This window comes from Pseudomonas sp. FG43 (assembly GCF_057809175.1).
In genome coordinates this window covers 201,688-222,221 of the sequence record NZ_JBMDJL010000006.1, presented here as the reverse complement: position 1 = coordinate 222,221, position 20,534 = coordinate 201,688, and the positions used below count along the sequence as shown (strand labels likewise).

Below are 20,534 nucleotides of genomic sequence, written 5' to 3'. Positions count from 1 at the left end.
AATGAATAACTCAGAGAAGGTTTCTTTTTTTGTACTGCTGAGATCATTTGATCGATTTGGTGGCTTGCTTAAGGAGATGAAGGTCGATATTCCGAAAGATATCATCTTGTTTCTGGATAAGCTTTGGGCATGCCTTGCTTCAGACTCCAATAAAATAAATATCAAACCCACTGTTAAAATTATAGATTCTGCTGTTGTAGATGAGCAGGACGCAAGTACTGAAGAGGTATTTAAAAATCTCTACATGTACGCACTTTCTGATTTACTTATATTTTTCTCGGAGGGAGAGGAAAGCTTAAGTGCAGCGGAAAGCTCTATTGTAGATGCTTATGATTATATCGCGGCTCAAAATTTCTTACTCAATGAAAAGGGTGGAAAGGCTATGGCGTTGAGTGAAGATGACGAAAGGAAAATCAAAAACGACCCTCTTTATATGAAAGAGCTTGATGCTTTACGAGTAGATAGGGAGTTTGCTGAAAAAATTGGCGAGTGGGAGAGAGTATTAGAGTTTCGATGAATTCCCTGACACGGTTGGCATAAGTGGAGGTGTTTTTATGTTCAGGATAAATACGATGCGCATTGATGCCGTCAAGTAGGTATTAAAAGGAGTACTTAGTGAAAGACATCATCCGCCTGGGCGACGCCACCACTCACGGCGGAGTAGTCCTTGAAGCCTTCTCCCAAACCAACCTCAACGGCAAGCCCATTGCCGGTGTAGGCCATAAAGTCAGTTGTCCTCTGTGCAAAGGGATTTTCCCCATCGCCGAGGGCAGCAGTACTTATGCAGTGGATGGAACGCCCGTGGCCCTGAACGGCATGAAAACCGCTTGTGGCGCCAGCTTGATTGCCAGTGGGCCGAAAGGGGCTGTAATCAGTTAGGCAGCGCCCATCAAACACAGAAATGAATTTTCCGTAGGAGCGAATTCATTCGCGAAGGGCCAGTACAGCGCATAAACATTCGCCGTCTGGAACCTTTTCGCGAATGAATTCGCTCCTGTTTTGGCTTTTACAACTTGGCCTTGACTGCCGCCAATCCATCTTTGTCATCGATGGTCTTCACGCCGTCGAGCCATTTATCGAGGACGGCCGGGTTGGCCTTGAGCCAGGCTTTGGCGGCTTCGGCGTTGCTGACTTTCTTGTTCGCCACCTCGGCCATGATGATGTTTTCCATGTCCAGGGTGAAGCTCAGGTTGGTCAGCAGCTTGCCCACATTCGGGCAGGCTTCGGCGTAGCCTTTGCGGGTCAGGGTGTAGACCGAACCGGTTTCACCAAAGTACTTCTCGCCGCCCTTGAGGTAGCGCATGCCTTTGATCTGCACGTTCATGGGGTGCGGCGTCCAGCCCAGGAAGGCGACGAAGGTCTTTCTCTTCACGTTGCGGTTCACTTCGGCCAGCATGGCCTGTTCGCTGGACTCCACCAGCTTCCAGTCACCCAGCTCGAATTCGTTTTTCTTGATGATCTCCTGCAGCGACAGGTTGGCCGGCGCGCCGGAGCCGATGCCGTAGATTTTCTTGCTGAACTTGTCGGCAAATTTGTTCAGGTCGGCGAAGTCATGCACGCCGGCCTCCCAGACATAATCGGGCACGGCCAGGGTGAATTCGGTGCCTTCCAGGTTCTTGGCAAGCTGGGTGACATCACCGGTGGCCACGAACTTGTCGTAGAAGCCTTGTTGCGCAGGCATCCAGTTACCCAGGAACACATCCAGTTGACCGTCCTTGAGGCCGCCGAAGGCAATTGGCACCGCCAGCGTATCGACCTTGGCCTTGTAACCCAGGCCATCGAGCAGCAATCCGGTAATGGCGTTGGTGGCGGCAATGTCGCTCCAGCCGGGGTCGGCCATTTTTACCGTGCTGCAACTCTGATCAGCGGCATGCGCAGCCAGGCTGCTGAGCGTCATGACACCGACCGCAAGTGCTGTGGATAACTTTTTCATGCGTGTGACCCTTTTGGTTTTCTCGGTGATGGCAGGGTTCAAGGTTGCGGATAACGGGCCTTGCGCTCCAGATCGTCCAGATCAATATGGTTGCGCATGTACTGCTGACTGGCGTCGACCAGTGGCTGGTGATCCCAACTCTTCAGCTTGCCGATGGCCAGTGTGCTGGCGACAAAACGTCGCCGACGCTGGCTGGCGAGCACCTGATGGTGTATCGCCGGTATGTCCCATTTGGCGCGAGCTTCGGCCAGAAAATCAGTGAACAACTGTTGATGAACGGGCGACTGGCTCAGTTCTTCCTGTTCCTTTGGATCGTTGTCTACATCGAACAATAGGCACGGGTCCTGTTCCGAGTAGATGAATTTGTAGGCGCCCCGACGAATCATCATCAAGGGGCTGGTGGTGCCTTCAGCCATGTATTCGCCGAAAACCTCGTCATGCCCGCCTTCGCCTTGCAGATGCGGTAGCAACGAGCGGCCGTCAAGCGGCAGGCCGCTGTCCAGTTGGCCTTCAGCCAGATCAACGAAGGTCGGCAACAGGTCGGCGGTGGACACCGAAGCACTCACGCGACCCGCCTTGAAGTGGCCCGGCGCGTAGACCAGCAACGGCACCCGCGCCGACATCTCGAACCAGTGCATTTTGTACCAGAGGCCACGCTCGCCCAGCATGTCGCCATGGTCGCCCGAGAACACGATGATCGTGTCTTCGGCCAGGCCCGTTTCTTCGAGTGTTTGCAGCAGTTTGCCGACGTTGTCGTCGATATAGCTGCAAGCGCCGAAGTAGGCACGGCGGGCATCACGGATCTTGTCCACAGGCAGCGGCTTGTCCCACAGGTCATAAACCTTGAGCAAACGTTGCGAGTGCGGGTCCAGCGCATCCTGATCGGCGTGGGCCACAGGCAGAGGAATGTCTTCGTCGCGATAAAGATCCCAGAACGGTTTGGGGATGGTGTACGGGTCGTGAGGATGGGTCATGGAAACCGTCAGGCAAAACGGCGCGTCGCCGTCCTGGCGAACATGATCGAACAGGTACTGGCGGGCCTTGAATACCACTTCCTCGTCGAAATCCAGTTGGTTGGTGCGCACACACGGCCCGGCCTGAAGCACCGACGACATGTTGTGATACCAACTGGGCCGCACATTCGGCTCGTCCCAGTTCACGGCCCAGCCATAATCGGCCGGATAGATATCGCTGGTCAGCCGCTCCTCGTAGCCGTGCAACTGGTCCGGGCCGCAGAAATGCATCTTGCCCGAGAGCGCGGTCTTGTAGCCCAGGCCGCGTAGGTAGTGGGCATAAGTCGGGATGTCTGCGGGAAAATCCGCGGCGTTGTCATAGGCGCCGATCCGGCTCGGAAGCTGGCCGCTGACCAGGGTAAAACGCGAGGGCGCACACAGCGGGCTGTTGCAGTAAGCGGAGTCGAACACCACGCCTTCTGCAGCCAGACGGCTCAGGTTTGGCACTTTGACGGGAGACGTTGCGTAGAACGGCAACATGGGCGCGGCCATTTGATCGGCCATGATGAACAGAATATTTTTGCGCTTCATGTAATCTCGGCATCCCATTGTCAGCAGTTATGCGAAAGTGTTGTATCGAGGATGAAGATCTCCGGTTTTACGGTAAAGCCCACACAAAACAATGCCTAGGATAAGCACAGCTTATGTTTGAAACCCTCGGTGACATGTCTCTGGATCTGCTGCGCGCCTTTGAAGCCGCAGCCCGCCTGCGCAGTTTCACGGCAGCGGCCATGGAGCTGGGCACGACCCAGCCTGCGATCAGCCAGCAGATAAAGCGCCTGGAAGAACAATTGGCGACCCGCCTGTTCGACCGTGTCTATCGCGGGATCGAGCTGACCGAGGCCGGAGAAATCCTGTTCGGCCATGTACAGAGCGGGTTGCAGTCCATGGACAGCGGCCTGGTTGCCATTACCGAGCAGCATCAGAACGAGGTGTTGCAGGTCGCAACTGACTTTGCATTCGCCGCCTACTGGCTGATGCCTCGTCTGCATCGCTTTCACAAACACCACCCGGATGTGGACGTCAGCCTTGTGACCAGCGAGCGCAGCCACAGCATGCTCAGCGCCGATATCGATGTAGCGGTGCTGTTCGGAGACGGGCGTTTCAAACAGGGTGAAAGCCGCTGGTTGTTCAGCGAAGAGGTTTTTCCGGTGTGCAGCCCACAGTTGCTTGCCGGCCGGGCAACCCCCTTGCCCAACGAAGTCTTGCGCGAATTCGCGCTGCTGCATTTACGCGGCGAGGGCAGTAACAACTGGTTCGACTGGGCCGGCGTGTTTCGGGAATTCAATATTCCCCAGGCCCCGGCCCCCGGCCAGTTGCGTTTCGACAATTACACGCTATTGATCCAGGCCGCCATTGCCGGGCAGGGTATTGCCATTGGCTGGCGGCATCTGGTCGATGATCTGCTCGATCAGGGCCTGTTGTGCCGCCCTGTTGCAGCCACGGCGATTTCCGCCTGTGGCTATTACGTGGTCCTGCCGCAGCGCAAGCGACGACTTCAGGTCGTGCAGCAGTTTGTCGACTGGCTGGCCAGTGAACAGGCCCTCAGTGGCGACTCATTGACCGGTAAACCACTACCGTCGATTGCGGTTTGATCCTTATCTGTGGATAACTGGGAGCAATCTTGAGTTAGGGAGGACTTGGTAATGCAGGATGTTCAGGGCTATCACGCTCATATTTATTTCGATGCACAGACCATCGGGCAGGCGCGGGCCTTGTGCGAAGCCGCCACTGAAAAGTTTGACATACAGATGGGGAGGGTCCACGAGCGACTGGTGGGGCCGCATCCGGATTGGAGTTGCCAATTGGCGTTCGGGCACTCGCAGTTTGCCGATGTAGTGTTGTGGCTGGCGCGCAATCGAAAAGATCTGGTGGTGTTTTTGCACCCCTTGACGGGCGATGAGCTCAAGGATCACACCGAACATGCCATCTGGATGGGAGAAATTCGGCCTCTGGATATCTCCATATTCAGGGCCTGAGACGCAGGTTCATGAAGGCACAGAGCTGTGTATAACCTGCTCCGCTATAAGCAGTGAAGATGTTCCAGGTCATGGAATGGTGACTTCCACTTCAGGCAAATGGCTTCAGCAGTGGTTTGTCGGTAATGTTTGAATCCAATAGCGCTATCCCGTGGAGATGTCATCACATGGACATTCGCACTCTGAAAAATCTCATGCAAGTCGCGCAGTGCGGTTCTCTGACCGCAGCTTCCGAAATCTGCTGCCTCAGTGTCCAGGCACTGGCCGCGCAGTTGAACAAGGTCGAAGCGCAATTTGGCTTCAAGCTTTTCAAGCGCTCCAACAAAGGGCTGACCCTGACCAGTGCGGGCCAGGAGCTTGAGCCCTACATGGAACAGGTGCTGGAAGCTTCCCGGCAACTGGACAACAAGGTTGCAGCGCTCAGTGTCTCGTCCTCAAGGATCCTGCGGGTGGCGCTCAACAGTACGCTGTCGAGCGAGGTCAATCGCTGCATCGTGGCGCGCATGATCGAAGCGTTCGACGACTGCCAACTGGAGTTCAGCTACGCCGAGTCGGTGGAAAACCTGAGCAAGCTGAATCACGAAAGCTTCGATATGGCGGTGCTGATCGGGCCGCAGTCGATACGCCCCAGCGTTCTTCTGCCCTTTGTACAGGTCCAGGTCGTGGGCGTGCATTGCGGGCCGAAAGATACGCCGCTGTCTTCGCTCAATGAAAAACTCCAGGTTCGCCCCAGCAGCAGTTGCCCGTACTCCGACAGTTTCCAGCGCTTCATTGCTGGCGGCACGCCCAAGAAAGGCAAACCGCCGAGCATTGTGTACTCGGGCAGCGAAACGCTGACGCTTTCCTTGATCAGGCAGTTCGACGGCATTGGCCTGGTGTCCAGAAGTGTCGCCGAGCACAGTGGCCTGACCATCGTGCCGGGCTTCGAGGATTCGCTGGAGGTGCATCTGGTCGTGAACAATTCAAGCCTGTCGTGCCAGGCCTTGAATTACGTGGTCCACACTGCATTACAGGACAGCACTGATAATAATGTAGGCCGCCACACCCAGCGCCACACTGAGAAACAGATTCCTGCTCAGGTATGCGCATAACAGCGTCGGCAAGGCGGCAAGAAACTCGGGGCGATCAAGTTGCAGTTGCTGATTCCTGATCAGCAGCGGGGTCACGGTAATGGCAGCCACGATCGCCACAGGCAGGTATTCCAGTGCCTTGGCGATAAAGTCCGGCCAGTGCTCGGTATTGACCTGCAACGGCAAGGTGCGCGGCAGCAGTGTGACGGCGACCATCGACGCCACAACCAGAATCAGGAACGCTTGTTCAGACATAGACCTGCCCCGCAACCCAGAAGTGTGGCGATAAATACATTGAAGGCGGAGTCGCCCAGCAGGCTGAGCCCGCCCATGGTCACGACAGCCACCAGTGCTGCAATCAGCTTCTTGCGGGTATCACACAGCGAAACCAGCACGTACAGCATCATGGCACTCAGTGCGTAATCGAGCTTGTAGCTCACCAGATGCGCCGCATATTGGGCGCACAAGGCACCGAGCAGACCACCGGCGACCCATGAGGTGTGGCAGTAGAGATTGAAACCTATCAGATAACGGGCCGTGACAGGCTGGTCTTTGCCGAGACGGATGCTGTGGAAGGCGAACGACTCATCGGTCAGCTCCGCGCCATAGCAAAAACGCTCCAGACGGCTCAGTTTCAGGGTACGCAAGGCCTTGGCCATATAGACCGACATCAGCATGTGCCGGGCATTGATCAGGAACGTCGTAAGGATGATCGTGGGCAGCGAAGCGCCTGCGCTCAGCAGCGCCAGAGCCGCGAACTGCGAGGCACCGGCATAGACGAACAGACACATCGCAACCGGCAACCAGAGCGGAAAGCCCGCGTTGATCGCCATGAGCCCGAACACGAAGGCAACGGCAAAGTAGCCGGCCACGACAGGGCTCGCTTCAGCAAAAGCACGGGATTTCTGATTCTGGACAGGCAAGGTTTGATCGATCGATAGCTTGCTCAAAGGTCTTTCTCGCAAGTAATTTCGCCCTTGGGCTCATGAAAGCCCAGGCTATTCCAGAAATTACGCCCCACCAGATTATCGCCATCGACGAACAGGAACATGCGCCGCACATTGAGGCGCTTCATGTCCGTGGTTGCAGCATCCACCAGACACTGCCCGACACCCTGGCCGCGATATTCAGGGCTGACCGCCAGATGATTGATGGTCCCGCGAGTTCCCAGAACACCGCCCAGCACCGCGCCAACGACATCGCCTTTGGCATCTTCGGCCAGATAAGCAATGGTAGTCTCGCGGGTCAGGATACGCTGCAAGCATTTGGTGTCCTGCCACTGGCAGAACGCGACCTCTTTGAAAGAGCGGAAAAAGCTCTCCAGCAGCGCAGCATCCTGATAGGTCGCTCGCTTGAGAAGCGCAATTTCAGCAGGTTCGAGGTTTTCAGCGAACGATGTCAAAAGGCGTCCCCGGCAAGGAAAATGAAATAGCCATAATCTGCCGATAGGCCGTTTTATGCGGGTCGCGATTGCTCGCAGGCGTTACGTAGTGGCGCATTTCACGGTCGAGGAAGAAGGTGGTGTCCAGCACTTCATCGTAGGTGAGTGCTGCCAGTTGTTCTTCCTGGGCGTTGTACAGCCGGCTTTGCGCGCCCTCGACGTTCTGCTTGCCCCAGAAATGCACGCCGCTGAAAGGATAGCCATCGCAATGGATGCCTTCAGGAGTGATTTCAAGCGTCTTGCCCGGTTTGATTTCGATACGAATCTGGTGGATCTGGCATTGCCAGACCTTGTCATGCAGCTCCAGGGGCAGCACGTTTTTGTAGACCTCAAAGTCCAGGTCTATGAGGCTGCGTACAACCGGAGAGGCGATGACTTCTTCGGAAAAGTCCTGAAAATGCCGTTCCATGCCGCCAACGTAGCGGTTATGGGCGGTGGACTGGACATAAGCACGGTGTTCGAGTTGACGCAGGTCGCGAGTGACGGGGTTGTATTCAAAGTCGCTATAGCGGCGAAACCGCATGCCTGCATCGGCCTGCCCGTAGTACTTGTCTTCTTCCATGTTCTCCCAGCTCTTGGTGAGCCGGATGAAATCGGCGAAATGACCGTACAAACTAAAATCGCTGCCTAGAACATTTGCAAACTTGTCACGTTGTAGCGAGTGGCCAACTTCCTTGTTCAAGACAAGCATTTTCAGGGTCCTTTTCTACGGTGAGCGCCTAATTTAGACGTCATGGCAGATAGTTCCATGAAAAAGAATTTGAGGCATATCAAGCCCTGATTGATGCGCCTGAAGGGCTGCCTGCCGCAAGCAGACAGCCCGTTTCACGGGCTAGTGAATCAATTCAGTACGCCATCGAGGATAGCGTAGACAATTCCTGTGCCCACCGCGATCAAGACTACGTCGGTACCCAGACGACGCCACTCGTAACCGTCATAACGCGGCAGGTATTGCAGCGAACGACTATCCAGCCGCTTGCCATAACCACGGGGCAGTGGCTTGCCTTTGACAATGTGTACGCCCGGCGGCAGAGGCTGGCCACGGCCGATGACATCGCGATGCTGCTGAAAGGTCTGACGGACCTGGCCGAAGTCCTGAGGTGGACGATTACCGCCACGGTTGTCCTGATGCCCCTGATTGCCATGGCCTTTGTTGCCACCATTGCCACGACCATCGGGGCCGCCATTGTTTTGCGGGCCGTGCTGCTGACCGCCACGATTGTCATCACGCCCGTCACGCTGATCCGGCGCGGCCTGGAGCAGCGGACTGGCGCTGATCAGCAGGATGCCCAGCCCGGCTATAAAACGATTTGGCAGTTTCATGGGGATACCTCAGCATTCAATGAAGCAAAAAAAGGGGCTCAGGACCTTGGCCGTGAACCCCTTGTGTCTTGCTGCATAGGACAGCTAATGGCGAATTGATTCCTCTGTATCAGGAACTTTACCTTCAGCTCTTGCGAGCTTGACGCACACCATCAGCCAACGCCGCGCAAAGGCTCAACACGCCATCGACGGCCTCGCCGGGCGACTTGGCTGTGGCGATCTTGTCCACCAGCGCAGAACCGACCACCACGCCATCGGCCAGACGGGCGATAGCGGCTGCCTGCTCAGGCGTACGAATGCCGAAACCGACACTGATCGGCAGAGACGTATGGCGACGCAGACGTGCAATGGCTTCGGTGACGTGCTCGGTGGTAGCCGATCCGGCACCGGTCACACCGGCGACGGACACGTAGTAGACGAAACCGGAACTGCGCTCCAGAACACGTGGCAGACGTGCGTCATCGGTGGTCGGCGTGGTCAGGCGAATGAAGTCGATGCCAGAAGCCTGGGCAGGCGTGGCCAGCTCGGCGTCATGCTCAGGTGGCAGGTCGACGATGATCAGGCCGTCGACGCCCGCATCCTTGGCGGCTGCCACGAATGCATCCACACCAAAACGATGAATCGGGTTGTAGTAACCCATCAGCACGATAGGCGTGGTCTGATCTTCTGCGCGGAACTCGCTGACCATTTGCAGGGTTTTCAGCAGAGTCTGCCCGGCGTCCAGGGCACGCAGGGTCGCCAGTTGAATCGCGACACCATCGGCCATCGGATCGGTGAAGGGCATGCCCAGCTCGATCACGTCGGCACCGGCCGCTGGCAGCCCCTTGAGGACTTTCAGCGAAGTGTCGTAACCAGGATCGCCAGCGGTAATGAACGTTACCAGCGCGGCACGGCCTTCGGTTTTCAGTTGGGCAAAACGTTGCTCAAGACGGCTCATACCGACTTCTCCTGATTCTTTTCGGCGGCGGCCATGTGGTTCATTACGGTTTGCATGTCTTTGTCTCCGCGACCGGAGAAGCACACAACCATCAAATGGTCCTTGCTCAGAGTGGCGGCACGTTTGATGGCTTCGGCCAGTGCGTGGGCAGTTTCCAGCGCGGGGATGATGCCTTCGAGTCGGCAGCACTGATGGAAAGCCTGCAGGGCCTCTTCGTCGGTAATACTCACGTATTCGGCGCGCTTCACTTCATGCAGGTAAGCGTGCTCAGGGCCGATGCCTGGGTAGTCCAGGCCCGCGGAAATCGAATGGGCGTCGGTGATCTGGCCGTCGTCGTCCTGCAGCAGGTAAGTGCGGTTGCCATGCAATACGCCGGGTACGCCGCCGTTGAGGCTGGCTGCGTGCTTGTCGGTGTCGATACCGTGACCACCAGCCTCGACGCCAACGATCTGCACGCTGGCATCATCGAGGAATGGATGGAACAGGCCCATTGCGTTGGAGCCACCGCCCACGCAAGCCACCAGACTGTCTGGCAGACGTCCTTCCTTTTCCTGCATCTGGGCCTTGGTTTCCTTGCCGATGATCGACTGGAAATCACGGACCATCGCCGGATACGGGTGTGGGCCTGCCACAGTGCCGATCAGGTAGAAGGTGTCTTCAACGTTGGTCACCCAGTCACGCAGGGCTTCGTTCATGGCGTCTTTCAGGGTGCCGGTGCCGGAAGTGACCGGCACGATCTCGGCGCCCAGCAGCTTCATGCGAAATACGTTGGCCTGCTGACGCTCGATGTCGGTTGCGCCCATATAGATCACGCAAGGCAGACCGAAACGGGCAGCGACCGTGGCAGTAGCAACGCCGTGCATGCCTGCGCCGGTTTCCGCGATCAGGCGCTTCTTGCCCATGCGCTTGGCCAGCAGGATCTGGCCGATGCAGTTGTTGATCTTGTGTGCGCCGGTGTGGTTCAGCTCTTCGCGCTTGAAGTAGATCTTGGCGCCACCGCAGAACTCGGTCAGGCGCTCGGCGAAATACAGAGGGTTGGGGCGGCCTACATAATCACGCTGGAAGTACGCCAGTTGCTCGGCGAACTCAGGATCTGCCTTGGCGGCTTCGTACTCGTGATTGAGGTCAAGCACCAGCGGCATGAGGGTTTCAGCTACGTAGCGGCCGCCAAATGAGCCAAACAGGCCGTTGGCGTCGGGACCGCTGCGAAAGTTGGTCTGGGTCATGGGGGCTCCAGTTGCAGTCTTGGGCGAATGGGTTGAGCCGTATCGGCAATGGGCTCACTTTAACCAGCGCACGCCAGGATGAAAACCGATAAGATCGCCACAACCTGTCAGGAAAACTCACACATATCATGAGCCGCGACCTTCCTCCCCTCAATGCCTTGCGCGCTTTTGAAGCCACTGCCCGCCTGGGCAGCGTCAGTCAGGCTGCGGAACAGCTGCACGTGACCCATGGCGCGGTCAGCCGTCAGTTGAAAGCTTTGGAAGAACACTTGGGCGTCAGCCTGTTCAGCAAGGATGGTCGCGGCCTGAAACTCACAGATTCAGGTATTCGATTGCGCGACGTCAGCGGTGAAGCTTTCGACCGATTGCGCGATGTGTGTGCCGAACTGAGCCAGGGCAGCGCGGATGCGCCATTCGTACTGGGTTGCTCCGGTAGCCTGCTGGCGCGCTGGTTCATTCCGCGCCTTGGGCGCCTGAATGCCGAGCTGCCGGACCTGCGTCTGCATCTCTCGGCGGGCGAGGGCGATCTGGACCCGCGCCGACCGGGGCTGGATGCACTGCTGGTATTCGCGGAGCCCCCATGGCCGGCGGACATGCAGGTTTTCGAGTTGGCCAGCGAACGTATCGGGCCAGTGCTGAGCCCACGCTTCACACATTTCGAGGCATTGCGGCAGGCACCTGCCCAAGCGTTATTGAACGAATCACTGTTGCAAACCACCTCGCGCCCACAAGCCTGGCCAAGCTGGGCGCAACACCACGGGATCGATCCGCAGGCTTTGCGTTACGGGCAGGGGTTCGAGCATTTGTACTATTTGCTGGAGGCAGCAGTCGCGGGCCTTGGCATTGCCATTGCACCCGAGCCGCTGGTCACGGACGACCTGCGGGCCGGACGCCTGGCTGCGCCATGGGGTTTCAGCGAAACCCCGGCACGACTTGCACTTTGGGTCCCCCGCCGCGCCGCTGACGGTCGGGCGCAGCAGTTGGCTCAATGGTTGAAAAACGAGCTGGAGCGCTCCATCGAGCCGATCAGAAAATGATCATTCGCCGCGTTTGATCAACAGGTAGGCAGCAAGCAGGCCAATCGCGCCGACTGCAACGCCCGCAGTCGTCCAGGGATGCTCCTGAGCGTAATCGCGGGTAGCGAGTGCGTTTTCACGGGTCTTGACCTTCACGTCCTCGTACAGATCGCTGAGCAGATGGCGCGAATGGCTCAGCGCATTTTCAGCATTGACCTTGAGACTTTTCAGCGTCTTGCGAGACTCCTCGGAAGCATCGCCTTTGAGGCTTTCCAATGACTTGAGGAGGCTTTCGATCTCTGCTTCCATGCTTTGCAACGAGGCTTTACGAAGTGAATTGCTAGCCATGGTATTTCTCCTGCTGTGATGAGTACGTGTGTTGTTTCCGACTGCGCAGGTTTTGGAAAGTGCGATGGGATTTATGCAAAGTGCTGAACTTTTGTCCGCATTTTCCTGACAGAACCAATGAGCGTCGCCACTGCTACGCTCCTGAAGGCTACCAAGGAGAACTGCCATGAGTGATCACCACACCTACAAGAAGATCGAGCTGGTTGGCTCGTCTACCACCAGTATCGAAGACGCCATCAACAATGCGATTGCAGAGGCCAGCAAGAGCCTTCAGTTACTGGAATGGTTTGAAGTGACCGAAACCCGCGGACACATCGAGAACGGCAAGGTTGCGCACTATCAGGTAACCCTCAAGGTGGGCTTTCGCATCGCCGATAGCTGACAGGTTCTGACGCTTTTAACTGGCCGTTTGCCATAAATTCCGCTACAGATAGAAACCGCTGCCACGCATCAATGCGTGGCGGTTGCCATTGAGCGCTTCATTTTGGAGTGCCTGTATTTGTCAACACGAGGGAGTGTCATTGATGAAGAAGCTTCTATTGGTAGTAGGCTTGCTGAGTTTTGCTGGAACCACCATGGCGGCGGGCAAGAATTGCGAAGAGCTGAAAGCGGAGATTGACGCAAAACTCAAGTCGCTCAAAGTTTCGTCCTACACGCTGGAAATTATCCCGACCGACGATCTGAAGGATCAGAAAGTCGTAGGCTCCTGCGATGTGGGCAGACACAAGATCATCTACACCCGCAACTGATCCGGGTACGCGCCACCGCCGTGCAGGAGCGGATTCATTCGCGAAAGGCCGATCTTTACCGTCAGGTATGCCGCCTTCCCGGATAAATCCGGTCCTGCACTGTGCGGTGTTATCCCTGCGCAACCTGCGCCAGAATTTCATACGAACGTAGACGATCCTCGTGTTCGTACATGTCGCAGGTGAAGATCAATTCATCGGCATCGGTCTGCTCCAGCAGCACATCCAGCTTGGCGCGGATCTTTTGCGGACCGCCCACCATCGCCAGCCCCAGAAAACTCGCCACGGCCTCTCGTTCGTGAGGCAGCCACAGCTTGTCCATGGATTCGACGGGCGGACGCTGCACCAGGCTGTGCCCACGCATCAGCGCCAGAATGCGCTGATAGACCGACGTCGCCAGGTACTCGGCATGCTCGTCAGTGTCGGCCGCCGCCAGCGGCACACCCAACATCACGTAAGGCTTGTCGAGCACGTCTGAAGGCTGGAAATGATTGCGATAGACGCGAATCGCTTCATGCATGTAGCGCGGCGCGAAATGGGAGGCAAAGGCATAAGGCAGCCCACGCATCCCGGCGAGCTGGGCACTGAACAGGCTCGAACCCAGCAACCAGATCGGCACATCGGTGCCGGAACCCGGCACAGCGATCACTTTTTGATCAGGCGTGCGTGGCCCGAGGTAGCCCATCAGCTCGGTGACATCATCAGGGAAGTCATCCGCGCTACCGGAGCGCTCGCGCCGCAATGCCCGGGCCGTCATCTGGTCCGAACCCGGCGCACGTCCCAGGCCCAGATCGATACGACCGGGATAGAGACTGGCAAGGGTGCCGAACTGCTCGGCAATGACCAATGGCGCATGGTTGGGCAGCATGACGCCACCAGCGCCTACGCGAATCGTCGAAGTACCGCCAGCCAGATAGGCCAGCAGCACAGAAGTCGCCGAACTCGCGATGCCATCCATGTTGTGGTGCTCTGCAACCCAGAAACGGTTGTAACCCAGCTTCTCGACGTGCTGAGCCAGGTTCAGGGAATTACGCAGTGATTCTGCGGGACCTTTGTCCTGGCGCACAGGCACCAGATCAAGGGTGGAAATCTTTACATCCGTCAAACGTTTCATAGGCCGCTGCTTCTCCTCGAAATGTGTTGGGCTGAGCCCATGATGAAACAGCAGTGCGGGCGCAAGCGCTGCTTTTCAATGGCAACCCCGAAAAAGACCTACCAAAACACTAGGACTTATACGTTGAACTTTCCAAGACCGTCTATCCTCAGAAACTTGGTTACGGCCGGAACATTACCGATTTAATCAGGAGGCACCATGAGCATCGTCAAGAAAGCATCAGCCCATTGGGAAGGTGATCTGAAGAGTGGCATTGGCAGTATCTCCACTGAAACGGGCGTACTGCGCGAAGCGCCTTACGGTTTCAAGGCCCGCTTCGAGGGCGGCAAGGGCACCAACCCGGAAGAACTGATCGGCGCAGCACATGCTGGCTGCTTCTCCATGGCCTTGTCGATGATCCTCGGGAACGCGGGCTTCACGGCTGAAAGCATCGATACTCAGGCTGAAGTGACCCTGGATCAGGACAGCGGCGGATTTTCCATCACAGCCGTTCATCTCGTGCTCAAGGCCAAGGTCCCGGGTGCAAGCCAGCAGCAGTTCGATGATTTGACCAGGCAAGCCAAAGAAGGCTGCCCGGTTTCCAAGGTGCTGAACGCCAAGATTACCCTGGACGCCACGCTGCTCGGTTGATCGATAGCGTGACACCTGATGACCCGTACAACCCGGTTGTACGGGTCATTTTTTTGCCCGTCAGAACCAGATGCGGGGCCGGACGGTCGTATGAAGGACTACAGCACAGACAAGGTTCTGTGCGTCTTATCGAAGGAATCGGGCATGAAACGTTTTGTTTTGGCTATGAGCTGTATCCTGCTGACGACCGGCGCCCTGGCTGCGCCGAAATCCTGCGAAGAACTCAAGGACGAGATCGAGGCCAAGATCCAGGCCAACAACGTCACGTCCTATACGCTGGAAATCGTCCCCAACGCCGAGGTCCACGACCAGAACATGGTGGTGGGCAGCTGCGAAAACGGCACCAAAAAAATCATCTATCAAAAAAACGATAGCTGATCAGATACAGCGGACATCCCCTTCATGGGCCAGCACCTTGCGCTCGGCGTCATAAAGTTTGGCGGTAATGTCATTGGCAAGCGTGCGGGCTTCGATCATGTAACGCTGCCCGGCGACAAAATGGTCGTACTCGATATCGATGAAACAGGTGATGTCGGTGTAGTCATCACTTATCAGGCCCAGCCCGCCCGAGCGATATTCATAATCGAAGCGTATCTGTAGCTCGTGGCGACCGGGAGTGACCTGAAAGTAGCGTCCATCATAGGTATTCTTGCCATCAAGCTTGTCTGCCATCACCAGCCTGCCGGTCATGGTGCGCATGTCGATCCAGGCCATGTCCGGGTCCACGGCAGGTAAAGGCGTAGTACACCCCAGAAGGGTGCCAAGGGCGAGAGTCAATGCTGTCAGGCGCATGTCAGGCTCCGAAGATGGGCGGATGACGATGATAGTTGCGTAATACCCTGGCTGTCCTGCATAACCCGTTCTATCCCTGTCTTGAAGGCCGTGTATGCCACGACTCAATGTTTTACGTCTCTGGCACAGTTTGCCGATAGCGACGATGGTTTTGCTTTGTGGATGCTCCAGCCTTTCGTATTACGGCCAGTTGGCCAGTGGTCAACTGCGACTGCTACAGGCTCGGGAGCCGATCCAGGACATCATCTCTGACCCTGCGCGCGACCCGAAATTGCGTCAGCGTCTGGCATATGCCCAGGAAGCTCGTACCTTCGCCAGCGACCATCTGCATCTGCCGGACAACAAGAGTTATCGCCTGTACGCCGATCTGGGCCGTCCTTATGTCGTCTGGAACGTATTCGCGACCGATGAGTTCTCTCTGGACCCTGTCACTCATTGCTTTCCGATTGCCGGTTGCGTGGCCTATCGCGGCTATTACAGCCAGGGCGGTGCGCGAGGTGAAGCCGCTTTGCAGCGTCAGGCCGGCAAGGACGTGTTCATGAGCGGCGTCGAAGCGTATTCAACGCTGGGCTGGTTCAACGATCCGATTCTCAGTTCCATGCTGGGTTGGGGTGACGAGCGACTGGCAACGCTGATCTTCCACGAACTGGCCCATCAACGTTTCTATGTGAAGGACGACACCGAGTTCAACGAATCCTACGCCAGCTTCGTGGAGCAGGAAGGCACTCGCCAATGGCGTGCTGCACGAGGCCTGGCACCGGAAAACGTCTCACAATCCACACGCCGGGATCAGTTCATTCGATTGGTGCTCGATACCCGGGAGCGGCTCAAGACCTTGTATCGCCAGCCGCTGACAGCCGAGCTGATGCGTGAGCGCAAAGCCGCCGAATTCGAGCGCTTGCGCCGTGAGTACCGGCAATTGCGTGATGAGCAATGGAGCGGCGACAAACGCTTCGACGGGTGGATCAACTCACCGATGAACAACGCCAAGCTGCTGCCCTTCGGGCTTTATGGCCAGTGGGTGCCAGCGTTTGAGGCGTTGTTCAAGCATGTGAATGGTGACTGGGTGGCGTTCTTCGATGCCGTGGAAAAGCTGGGGGATTTGCCTGTGGTGCAGCGCAAGGCCAAGTTGCAGGAGCTCAGCGGCTTTCGCGAATGAATTCGCTCCCACACCGTAGGAGCGAATTCATTCGCGAACAGGCCAACCCCCCCCTGAATTCATGCGCGAAAAGCCTCATGCATCTGGGCCATCGTCACAAAATGATAGGTCGGCGATTGCGCTGTCAGTTCCTCATGGCTGCCAAAACCATAACCTACTGCTGCCACATCCAGCCCGTTACGCGACCCGCCGATCAGGTCATGCTTGCGGTCGCCGATCATCAAGGTCTGGCTTGGGTCCAGACGCTCCTGCTCCAGCAGATGGGCGATCAGTTCCACTTTGTCGGTGCGGGTGCCGTCCAGCTCACTGCCGTAGATCACCTTGAAATGCCTGGCGAAGTCGAAGTGCTGGGCGATTTCATGGGCGAAAACCCAAGGCTTTGAAGTCGCGATATACAGCGTTCGACCTTGACCACCCAAGGTTTCAAGCAGCTCGGGCACGCCATCGAAAACCAGATTTTCATAAAGCCCGGTGACTTTGAAGCGCTCGCGATAGAAACCCACAGCCTCCCAGGCACGGGCTTCGTCCATCTCATAAAACTGCATGAAGGCTTGCAGTAGCGGTGGGCCGATGAAGTGTTCCAGTTTGGTGATATCCGGCTCGTCGATGCCCAGACGCCCCAAGGCAAACTGGATCGAGCGAGTTATCCCCAGGCGCGGGTCAGTCAGTGTGCCGTCGAGGTCGAACAGAATGTTTTTGTAATGCATGGGTTCTCGCCAGTGAATGCGTAAAAAGGTCTGTGGATAACTCAGGGCTGGTCGTAACCTTCGGCCAGGTGCTGATCCTTGAGCTTCACGTAATTGGTCGCGCTATAGGGGAAAAAGGCGATCTCCTTTTCAGTCAGTGGCCGTGCCTGTTTGACCGGACGCCCCACGTACAGAAACCCGCTTTCCAGCACTTTACCCGGCGGCACCAGGCTGCCAGCGCCAATGATGACTTCATCCTCGACCACCGCGCCATCCATGATGGTGGTGCCCATGCCGATCAGGATCCGGTTGCCGATGGTGCAGCCATGCAGCATCGCCTTGTGGCCGATAGTCACTTCGTCACCGATCAGTAGCGCAAAGCCGTCAGGGTTGAACGGCCCTGCGTGGGTGATGTGCAACACGCTGCCGTCCTGCACGCTGGTACGGGCACCGATACGGATGCGATGCATGTCGCCACGGATGACGGTCAGTGGCCAGACGGAGCTGTCGGCACCGATCTCGACATCGCCGATCACCACAGCGGAATAGTCGACGAACGCTCGCTCGCCAAGGGCTGGGATGTGGTCCTGGAACTTGCGAATGGCCACGATAGGCTCCTTCTTTGGTGGTGATAGATGCGCGATACCGGTTTGAGTGCTGCGGTCGGCGTCGATTGTAATTAAGATGCGTGAGTGTTTCTTCCAGCCAAGGTGCAAAACCGTGAGCGCGAACAACCCTCTTTTGCAATCGTACGACCTGCCTCCTTTCTCGGCGATCCGTGCCGAGCACGTAAAACCTGCCATCGAACAGATCCTGGCCGATAACCGCGCCGCGATTGCCGACATTCTTGCCAGGCAGGGTTCGACACCCACCTGGGCCGGACTGGTCCTGACGATGGATGAATTGAATGACCGCCTGGGAGCCGCCTGGAGCCCGGTCAGTCACCTGAATGCCGTCTGCAACAGCGCAGAACTGCGCGAAGCCTACGAGTCGTGCCTGCCTGCATTGAGCGCTTACTCCACCGAAATGGGCCAGAACCGTGAGCTGTTCCAGGCCTATGAAGCCCTGGCCAACAGCCCGGAAGCGGCAAACTTCGATGTTGGCCAGAAGACTATTCTGGAACAATCGCTGCGCGACTTCCGCCTTTCGGGTATCGACCTGCCACCCGAGCAGCAGAAGCGTTACGCCGAAGTGCAAAGCAAGCTGTCGGAGCTGGGCAGCCAGTTCTCCAACCAGTTGCTCGATGCAACCCAGGCCTGGACCAAACTGGTCACTGACGAATCTGCCCTGGCGGGTCTGACCGAATCGGCCAAACAGCAAATGGCTGCCGCCGCCAAGGCCAAGGATCTGGAAGGTTTCCTGATTACCCTGGAGTTCCCGAGCTACTACGCGGTAATGACCTACGCCGAAGACCGCGCCCTGCGCGAGGAAGTCTATGCGGCGTACTGCACACGCGCCTCGGATCAAGGCCCGAATGCGGGCAAGAACGACAACGGCCCGGTCATGGCGCAGATCCTCGACCTGCGTCAGGAACTGGCACAACTGTTGGGCTTCGCCAGCTTCTCCGAACTGAGCCTGGCGACCAAGATGGCCGAGTCCAGCGATCAAGTGCTCAGCTTCCTGCGCGATCTGGCCAAGCGCAGCAAGCCTTTTGCCGAGCAGGACCTCAAGCAGCTCAAGGCGTATGCCGCCGAACAGGGTTGCCCGGATCTGCAAAGCTGGGACAGCGGTTTCTATGGCGAAAAACTGCGCGAACAGCGCTACAGCGTTTCCCAGGAAATCCTGCGCGCCTATTTCCCTATCGATAAAGTGCTGAGCGGCCTGTTTGCCATTGTTCAGCGCCTGTACGGAATTGAAATCGCCGAACAGAAAGGTTTCGACACCTGGCACCCGGATGTTCGTCTCTTCGAGATCAAGGAAAACGGCCAGCACGTCGGGCGCTTCTTCTTCGACCTGTATGCCCGCGCCAACAAGCGTGGCGGTGCCTGGATGGATGGCGCACGCGACCGTCGCCGTACCGCCGAAGGCCGTATGCAGAACCCGGTGGCGAATCTGGTGTGCAACTTCACGCCAGCAGTCGGCGGCAAGCCTGCCTTGCTGACTCACGATGAAGTCACCACCCTGTTCCACGAATTCGGCCATGGCCTGCATCACCTGCTGACCCGCGTCGAGCATGCTGGTGTTTCCGGGATCAACGGCGTGGCGTGGGATGCAGTCGAACTGCCAAGCCAGTTCATGGAAAACTGGTGCTGGGAGCCTGAAGGCCTGGCCCTGATTTCCGGTCACTACGAAAGCGGCGAAGCACTGCCTCAGGACCTGCTGGAAAAAATGCTCGCAGCCAAGAACTTCCAGTCAGGGCTGATGATGGTTCGTCAACTGGAGTTCTCGCTGTTCGACTTCGAGCTGCACGCCACCCATGGCGACGGCCGTAGTGTGCTGGAAGTGCTCGAAGGCATTCGCGATGAAGTCTCGGTCATGCGACCGCCAGCCTATAACCGCTTCCCGAACAGCTTCGCGCATATCTTCGCGGGTGGTTATGCAGCCGGTTACTACAGCTACAAGTGGGCTGAAGTGTTGTCTGCCGACGCTTTCTCCAAATTCGAGGAAGACGGTGTACTCAACGCCGAAACGGGTCGTGCCTTCCGCGAAGCCATTCTGGCGCGTGGCGGTTCCCAGGCGCCGATGGTGTTGTTCGTCGACTTCCGCGGACGCGAGCCTTCGATTGACGCACTCTTGCGCCACAGTGGCCTGAGTGAGGAAGCGGCAGCATGACCGATACACCGGTAGTCATTACCAAGAAACGCTTTATCGCCGGGGCTGTCTGCCCGGCGTGCAGCGAGCCCGACAAGCTGAAGATGTGGAGCGAAGACGACGTGCCCCATCGCGAATGCGTGGGTTGCGGCTACAGCGATACGCTCAATGAACAGGGCCTGTCGATTCCCAAGGAACTGGGAACACGAGTCAACAAGGCCACGCCAAAACCGGCAGATCCAAAGGTTCAGGGCGTGCAGTTCTTCCCGAATCCAAAGCTGAAAAAGCCGGTTGATCCGAGTTGAATGGCTGATGATGAAAAGGGCGCTCTACTGAGCGCCCTTTTTTATACGATCAAGAAAAAATCGCC

27 protein-coding genes are annotated in these 20,534 nt (G+C 57.2%); 13 read left to right on the top strand and 14 right to left on the bottom strand.

Annotation, left to right across the window (positions count from 1 at the left end):
• Window position 1 precedes the first annotated feature (1 nt).
• Window positions 2–517: a hypothetical protein gene (locus tag ACODS3_RS09920; protein ID WP_304574174.1), complete on the top strand. Its 516-nt coding sequence runs from the start codon at window positions 2–4 to the stop codon at window positions 515–517.
• A 98-nt stretch (window positions 518–615) separates the two neighbouring features.
• Window positions 616–879, top strand: coding sequence for a PAAR domain-containing protein (locus tag ACODS3_RS09915; protein WP_489034062.1), 264 nt, complete (start codon window positions 616–618; stop codon window positions 877–879).
• Between the two features lie 127 nt (window positions 880–1,006).
• Here ACODS3_RS09915 and choX read toward each other — a convergent pair whose 3' ends face one another.
• Complete coding sequence (choX, locus tag ACODS3_RS09910) at window positions 1,007–1,933, bottom strand: choline ABC transporter substrate-binding protein (RefSeq protein ID WP_489034061.1); 927 nt, start codon at window positions 1,931–1,933, stop codon at window positions 1,007–1,009.
• Window positions 1,934–1,971: 38 nt separating this feature from the next.
• Window positions 1,972–3,477 (bottom strand): choline-sulfatase, encoded by a 1,506-nt coding sequence (betC, locus tag ACODS3_RS09905; protein WP_489034060.1) that lies wholly within the window; start codon window positions 3,475–3,477, stop codon window positions 1,972–1,974.
• A 113-nt stretch (window positions 3,478–3,590) separates the two neighbouring features.
• Here betC and ACODS3_RS09900 point away from each other — a divergent pair, with 113 nt between their 5' ends.
• From ACODS3_RS09900 to ACODS3_RS09890, 3 genes are all read left to right on the top strand, one after another.
• A complete protein-coding gene (locus ACODS3_RS09900) occupies window positions 3,591–4,541 on the top strand; it encodes a choline sulfate utilization transcriptional regulator (RefSeq protein WP_201019512.1) in 951 nt (316 codons plus the stop codon).
• 51 nt (window positions 4,542–4,592) lie between these two features.
• A complete protein-coding gene (locus ACODS3_RS09895) occupies window positions 4,593–4,925 on the top strand; it encodes a DOPA 4,5-dioxygenase family protein (protein ID WP_201000950.1) in 333 nt (110 codons plus the stop codon).
• A gap of 167 nt (window positions 4,926–5,092) precedes the next feature.
• A complete protein-coding gene (locus ACODS3_RS09890) occupies window positions 5,093–6,016 on the top strand; it encodes a LysR family transcriptional regulator (protein WP_201000949.1) in 924 nt (307 codons plus the stop codon).
• On the opposite strand, the gene ACODS3_RS09885 is transcribed toward ACODS3_RS09890, so the two are convergent.
• The 7 genes from ACODS3_RS09885 to trpB form a co-directional block, all read right to left on the bottom strand.
• Window positions 5,933–6,250: an AzlD domain-containing protein gene (locus ACODS3_RS09885; protein WP_201019513.1), complete on the bottom strand. Its 318-nt coding sequence runs from the start codon at window positions 6,248–6,250 to the stop codon at window positions 5,933–5,935. The genes ACODS3_RS09890 and ACODS3_RS09885 overlap by 84 nt on opposite strands.
• Window positions 6,229–6,945: an AzlC family ABC transporter permease gene (locus ACODS3_RS09880; RefSeq protein WP_201019514.1), complete on the bottom strand. Its 717-nt coding sequence runs from the start codon at window positions 6,943–6,945 to the stop codon at window positions 6,229–6,231. Before ACODS3_RS09880 ends, ACODS3_RS09885 begins: the two co-directional genes overlap by 22 nt.
• Window positions 6,942–7,319, bottom strand: a complete 378-nt coding sequence (locus ACODS3_RS09875) for a GNAT family N-acetyltransferase (RefSeq protein ID WP_201001381.1) — start codon at window positions 7,317–7,319, stop codon at window positions 6,942–6,944. Before ACODS3_RS09875 ends, ACODS3_RS09880 begins: the two co-directional genes overlap by 4 nt.
• A gap of 61 nt (window positions 7,320–7,380) precedes the next feature.
• Window positions 7,381–8,127, bottom strand: coding sequence for a 2OG-Fe dioxygenase family protein (locus ACODS3_RS09870; RefSeq protein WP_201000946.1), 747 nt, complete (start codon window positions 8,125–8,127; stop codon window positions 7,381–7,383).
• A gap of 149 nt (window positions 8,128–8,276) precedes the next feature.
• The gene (locus tag ACODS3_RS09865) at window positions 8,277–8,759 is read right to left on the bottom strand and encodes an anti-virulence regulator CigR family protein (RefSeq protein WP_201019515.1); all 483 of its coding nucleotides are present in this window, start codon (window positions 8,757–8,759) and stop codon (window positions 8,277–8,279) included.
• Between the two features lie 124 nt (window positions 8,760–8,883).
• Window positions 8,884–9,696 (bottom strand): tryptophan synthase subunit alpha, encoded by an 813-nt coding sequence (trpA, locus tag ACODS3_RS09860; protein ID WP_201019516.1) that lies wholly within the window; start codon window positions 9,694–9,696, stop codon window positions 8,884–8,886.
• Window positions 9,693–10,922 (bottom strand): tryptophan synthase subunit beta, encoded by a 1,230-nt coding sequence (trpB, locus tag ACODS3_RS09855; protein WP_489034059.1) that lies wholly within the window; start codon window positions 10,920–10,922, stop codon window positions 9,693–9,695. The genes trpA and trpB overlap by 4 nt, the downstream gene beginning before the upstream one ends.
• A gap of 128 nt (window positions 10,923–11,050) precedes the next feature.
• Here trpB and ACODS3_RS09850 point away from each other — a divergent pair, with 128 nt between their 5' ends.
• Complete coding sequence (locus ACODS3_RS09850; RefSeq protein ID WP_489034058.1) at window positions 11,051–11,959, top strand: LysR family transcriptional regulator; 909 nt, start codon at window positions 11,051–11,053, stop codon at window positions 11,957–11,959.
• Here ACODS3_RS09850 and ACODS3_RS09845 read toward each other — a convergent pair whose 3' ends face one another.
• Window positions 11,960–12,286 carry an ElaB/YgaM/YqjD family protein gene (locus ACODS3_RS09845; protein ID WP_304574180.1) on the bottom strand — a complete coding sequence of 109 codons (327 nt, stop codon included), beginning with the start codon at window positions 12,284–12,286 and terminating at the stop codon, window positions 11,960–11,962. It lies immediately after the preceding gene.
• A 166-nt stretch (window positions 12,287–12,452) separates the two neighbouring features.
• Between ACODS3_RS09845 and ACODS3_RS09840 the strand changes: the two genes are divergently transcribed.
• Both ACODS3_RS09840 and ACODS3_RS09835 read left to right on the top strand, forming a co-directional pair.
• Window positions 12,453–12,668, top strand: a complete 216-nt coding sequence (locus tag ACODS3_RS09840; RefSeq protein ID WP_201000936.1) for a dodecin — start codon at window positions 12,453–12,455, stop codon at window positions 12,666–12,668.
• Between the two features lie 142 nt (window positions 12,669–12,810).
• Window positions 12,811–13,035, top strand: coding sequence for a DUF1161 domain-containing protein (locus tag ACODS3_RS09835; protein ID WP_201019519.1), 225 nt, complete (start codon window positions 12,811–12,813; stop codon window positions 13,033–13,035).
• 109 nt (window positions 13,036–13,144) lie between these two features.
• Here the strand turns inward: ACODS3_RS09835 and ACODS3_RS09830 are convergent, their stop codons facing one another.
• The gene (locus ACODS3_RS09830; RefSeq protein ID WP_489034057.1) at window positions 13,145–14,146 is read right to left on the bottom strand and encodes an LLM class flavin-dependent oxidoreductase; all 1,002 of its coding nucleotides are present in this window, start codon (window positions 14,144–14,146) and stop codon (window positions 13,145–13,147) included.
• A gap of 198 nt (window positions 14,147–14,344) precedes the next feature.
• On the opposite strand from ACODS3_RS09830, the gene ACODS3_RS09825 reads away from it, so the two are divergent.
• Together ACODS3_RS09825 and ACODS3_RS09820 are read left to right on the top strand one after the other, a co-directional pair.
• Entirely contained in the window at window positions 14,345–14,776 is a 432-nt protein-coding gene (locus ACODS3_RS09825) for an OsmC family protein (protein ID WP_201019521.1), read from the top strand.
• 144 nt (window positions 14,777–14,920) lie between these two features.
• Complete coding sequence (locus ACODS3_RS09820) at window positions 14,921–15,154, top strand: DUF1161 domain-containing protein (RefSeq protein ID WP_201019522.1); 234 nt, start codon at window positions 14,921–14,923, stop codon at window positions 15,152–15,154.
• Here the strand turns inward: ACODS3_RS09820 and ACODS3_RS09815 are convergent, their stop codons facing one another.
• Window positions 15,155–15,568 (bottom strand): PA0061/PA0062 family lipoprotein, encoded by a 414-nt coding sequence (locus ACODS3_RS09815; RefSeq protein ID WP_489034056.1) that lies wholly within the window; start codon window positions 15,566–15,568, stop codon window positions 15,155–15,157.
• Between the two features lie 94 nt (window positions 15,569–15,662).
• Here ACODS3_RS09815 and ACODS3_RS09810 point away from each other — a divergent pair, with 94 nt between their 5' ends.
• Complete coding sequence (locus ACODS3_RS09810; protein WP_489034055.1) at window positions 15,663–16,727, top strand: aminopeptidase; 1,065 nt, start codon at window positions 15,663–15,665, stop codon at window positions 16,725–16,727.
• Window positions 16,728–16,786: 59 nt separating this feature from the next.
• Here ACODS3_RS09810 and ACODS3_RS09805 read toward each other — a convergent pair whose 3' ends face one another.
• Both ACODS3_RS09805 and ACODS3_RS09800 read right to left on the bottom strand, forming a co-directional pair.
• Window positions 16,787–17,434, bottom strand: a complete 648-nt coding sequence (locus tag ACODS3_RS09805; RefSeq protein WP_489034054.1) for an HAD family hydrolase — start codon at window positions 17,432–17,434, stop codon at window positions 16,787–16,789.
• Between the two features lie 41 nt (window positions 17,435–17,475).
• Window positions 17,476–18,021, bottom strand: coding sequence for a gamma carbonic anhydrase family protein (locus tag ACODS3_RS09800; RefSeq protein ID WP_489034053.1), 546 nt, complete (start codon window positions 18,019–18,021; stop codon window positions 17,476–17,478).
• A 112-nt stretch (window positions 18,022–18,133) separates the two neighbouring features.
• On the opposite strand from ACODS3_RS09800, the gene prlC reads away from it, so the two are divergent.
• On the top strand, window positions 18,134–20,185 hold the full coding sequence (prlC, locus tag ACODS3_RS09795) for an oligopeptidase A (protein ID WP_489034052.1): 2,052 nt from the start codon (window positions 18,134–18,136) through the stop codon (window positions 20,183–20,185).
• Complete coding sequence (locus ACODS3_RS09790; protein ID WP_200986376.1) at window positions 20,182–20,469, top strand: YheV family putative zinc ribbon protein; 288 nt, start codon at window positions 20,182–20,184, stop codon at window positions 20,467–20,469. Before prlC ends, ACODS3_RS09790 begins: the two co-directional genes overlap by 4 nt.
• The last annotated feature ends 65 nt before the right edge of the window (window positions 20,470–20,534 follow it).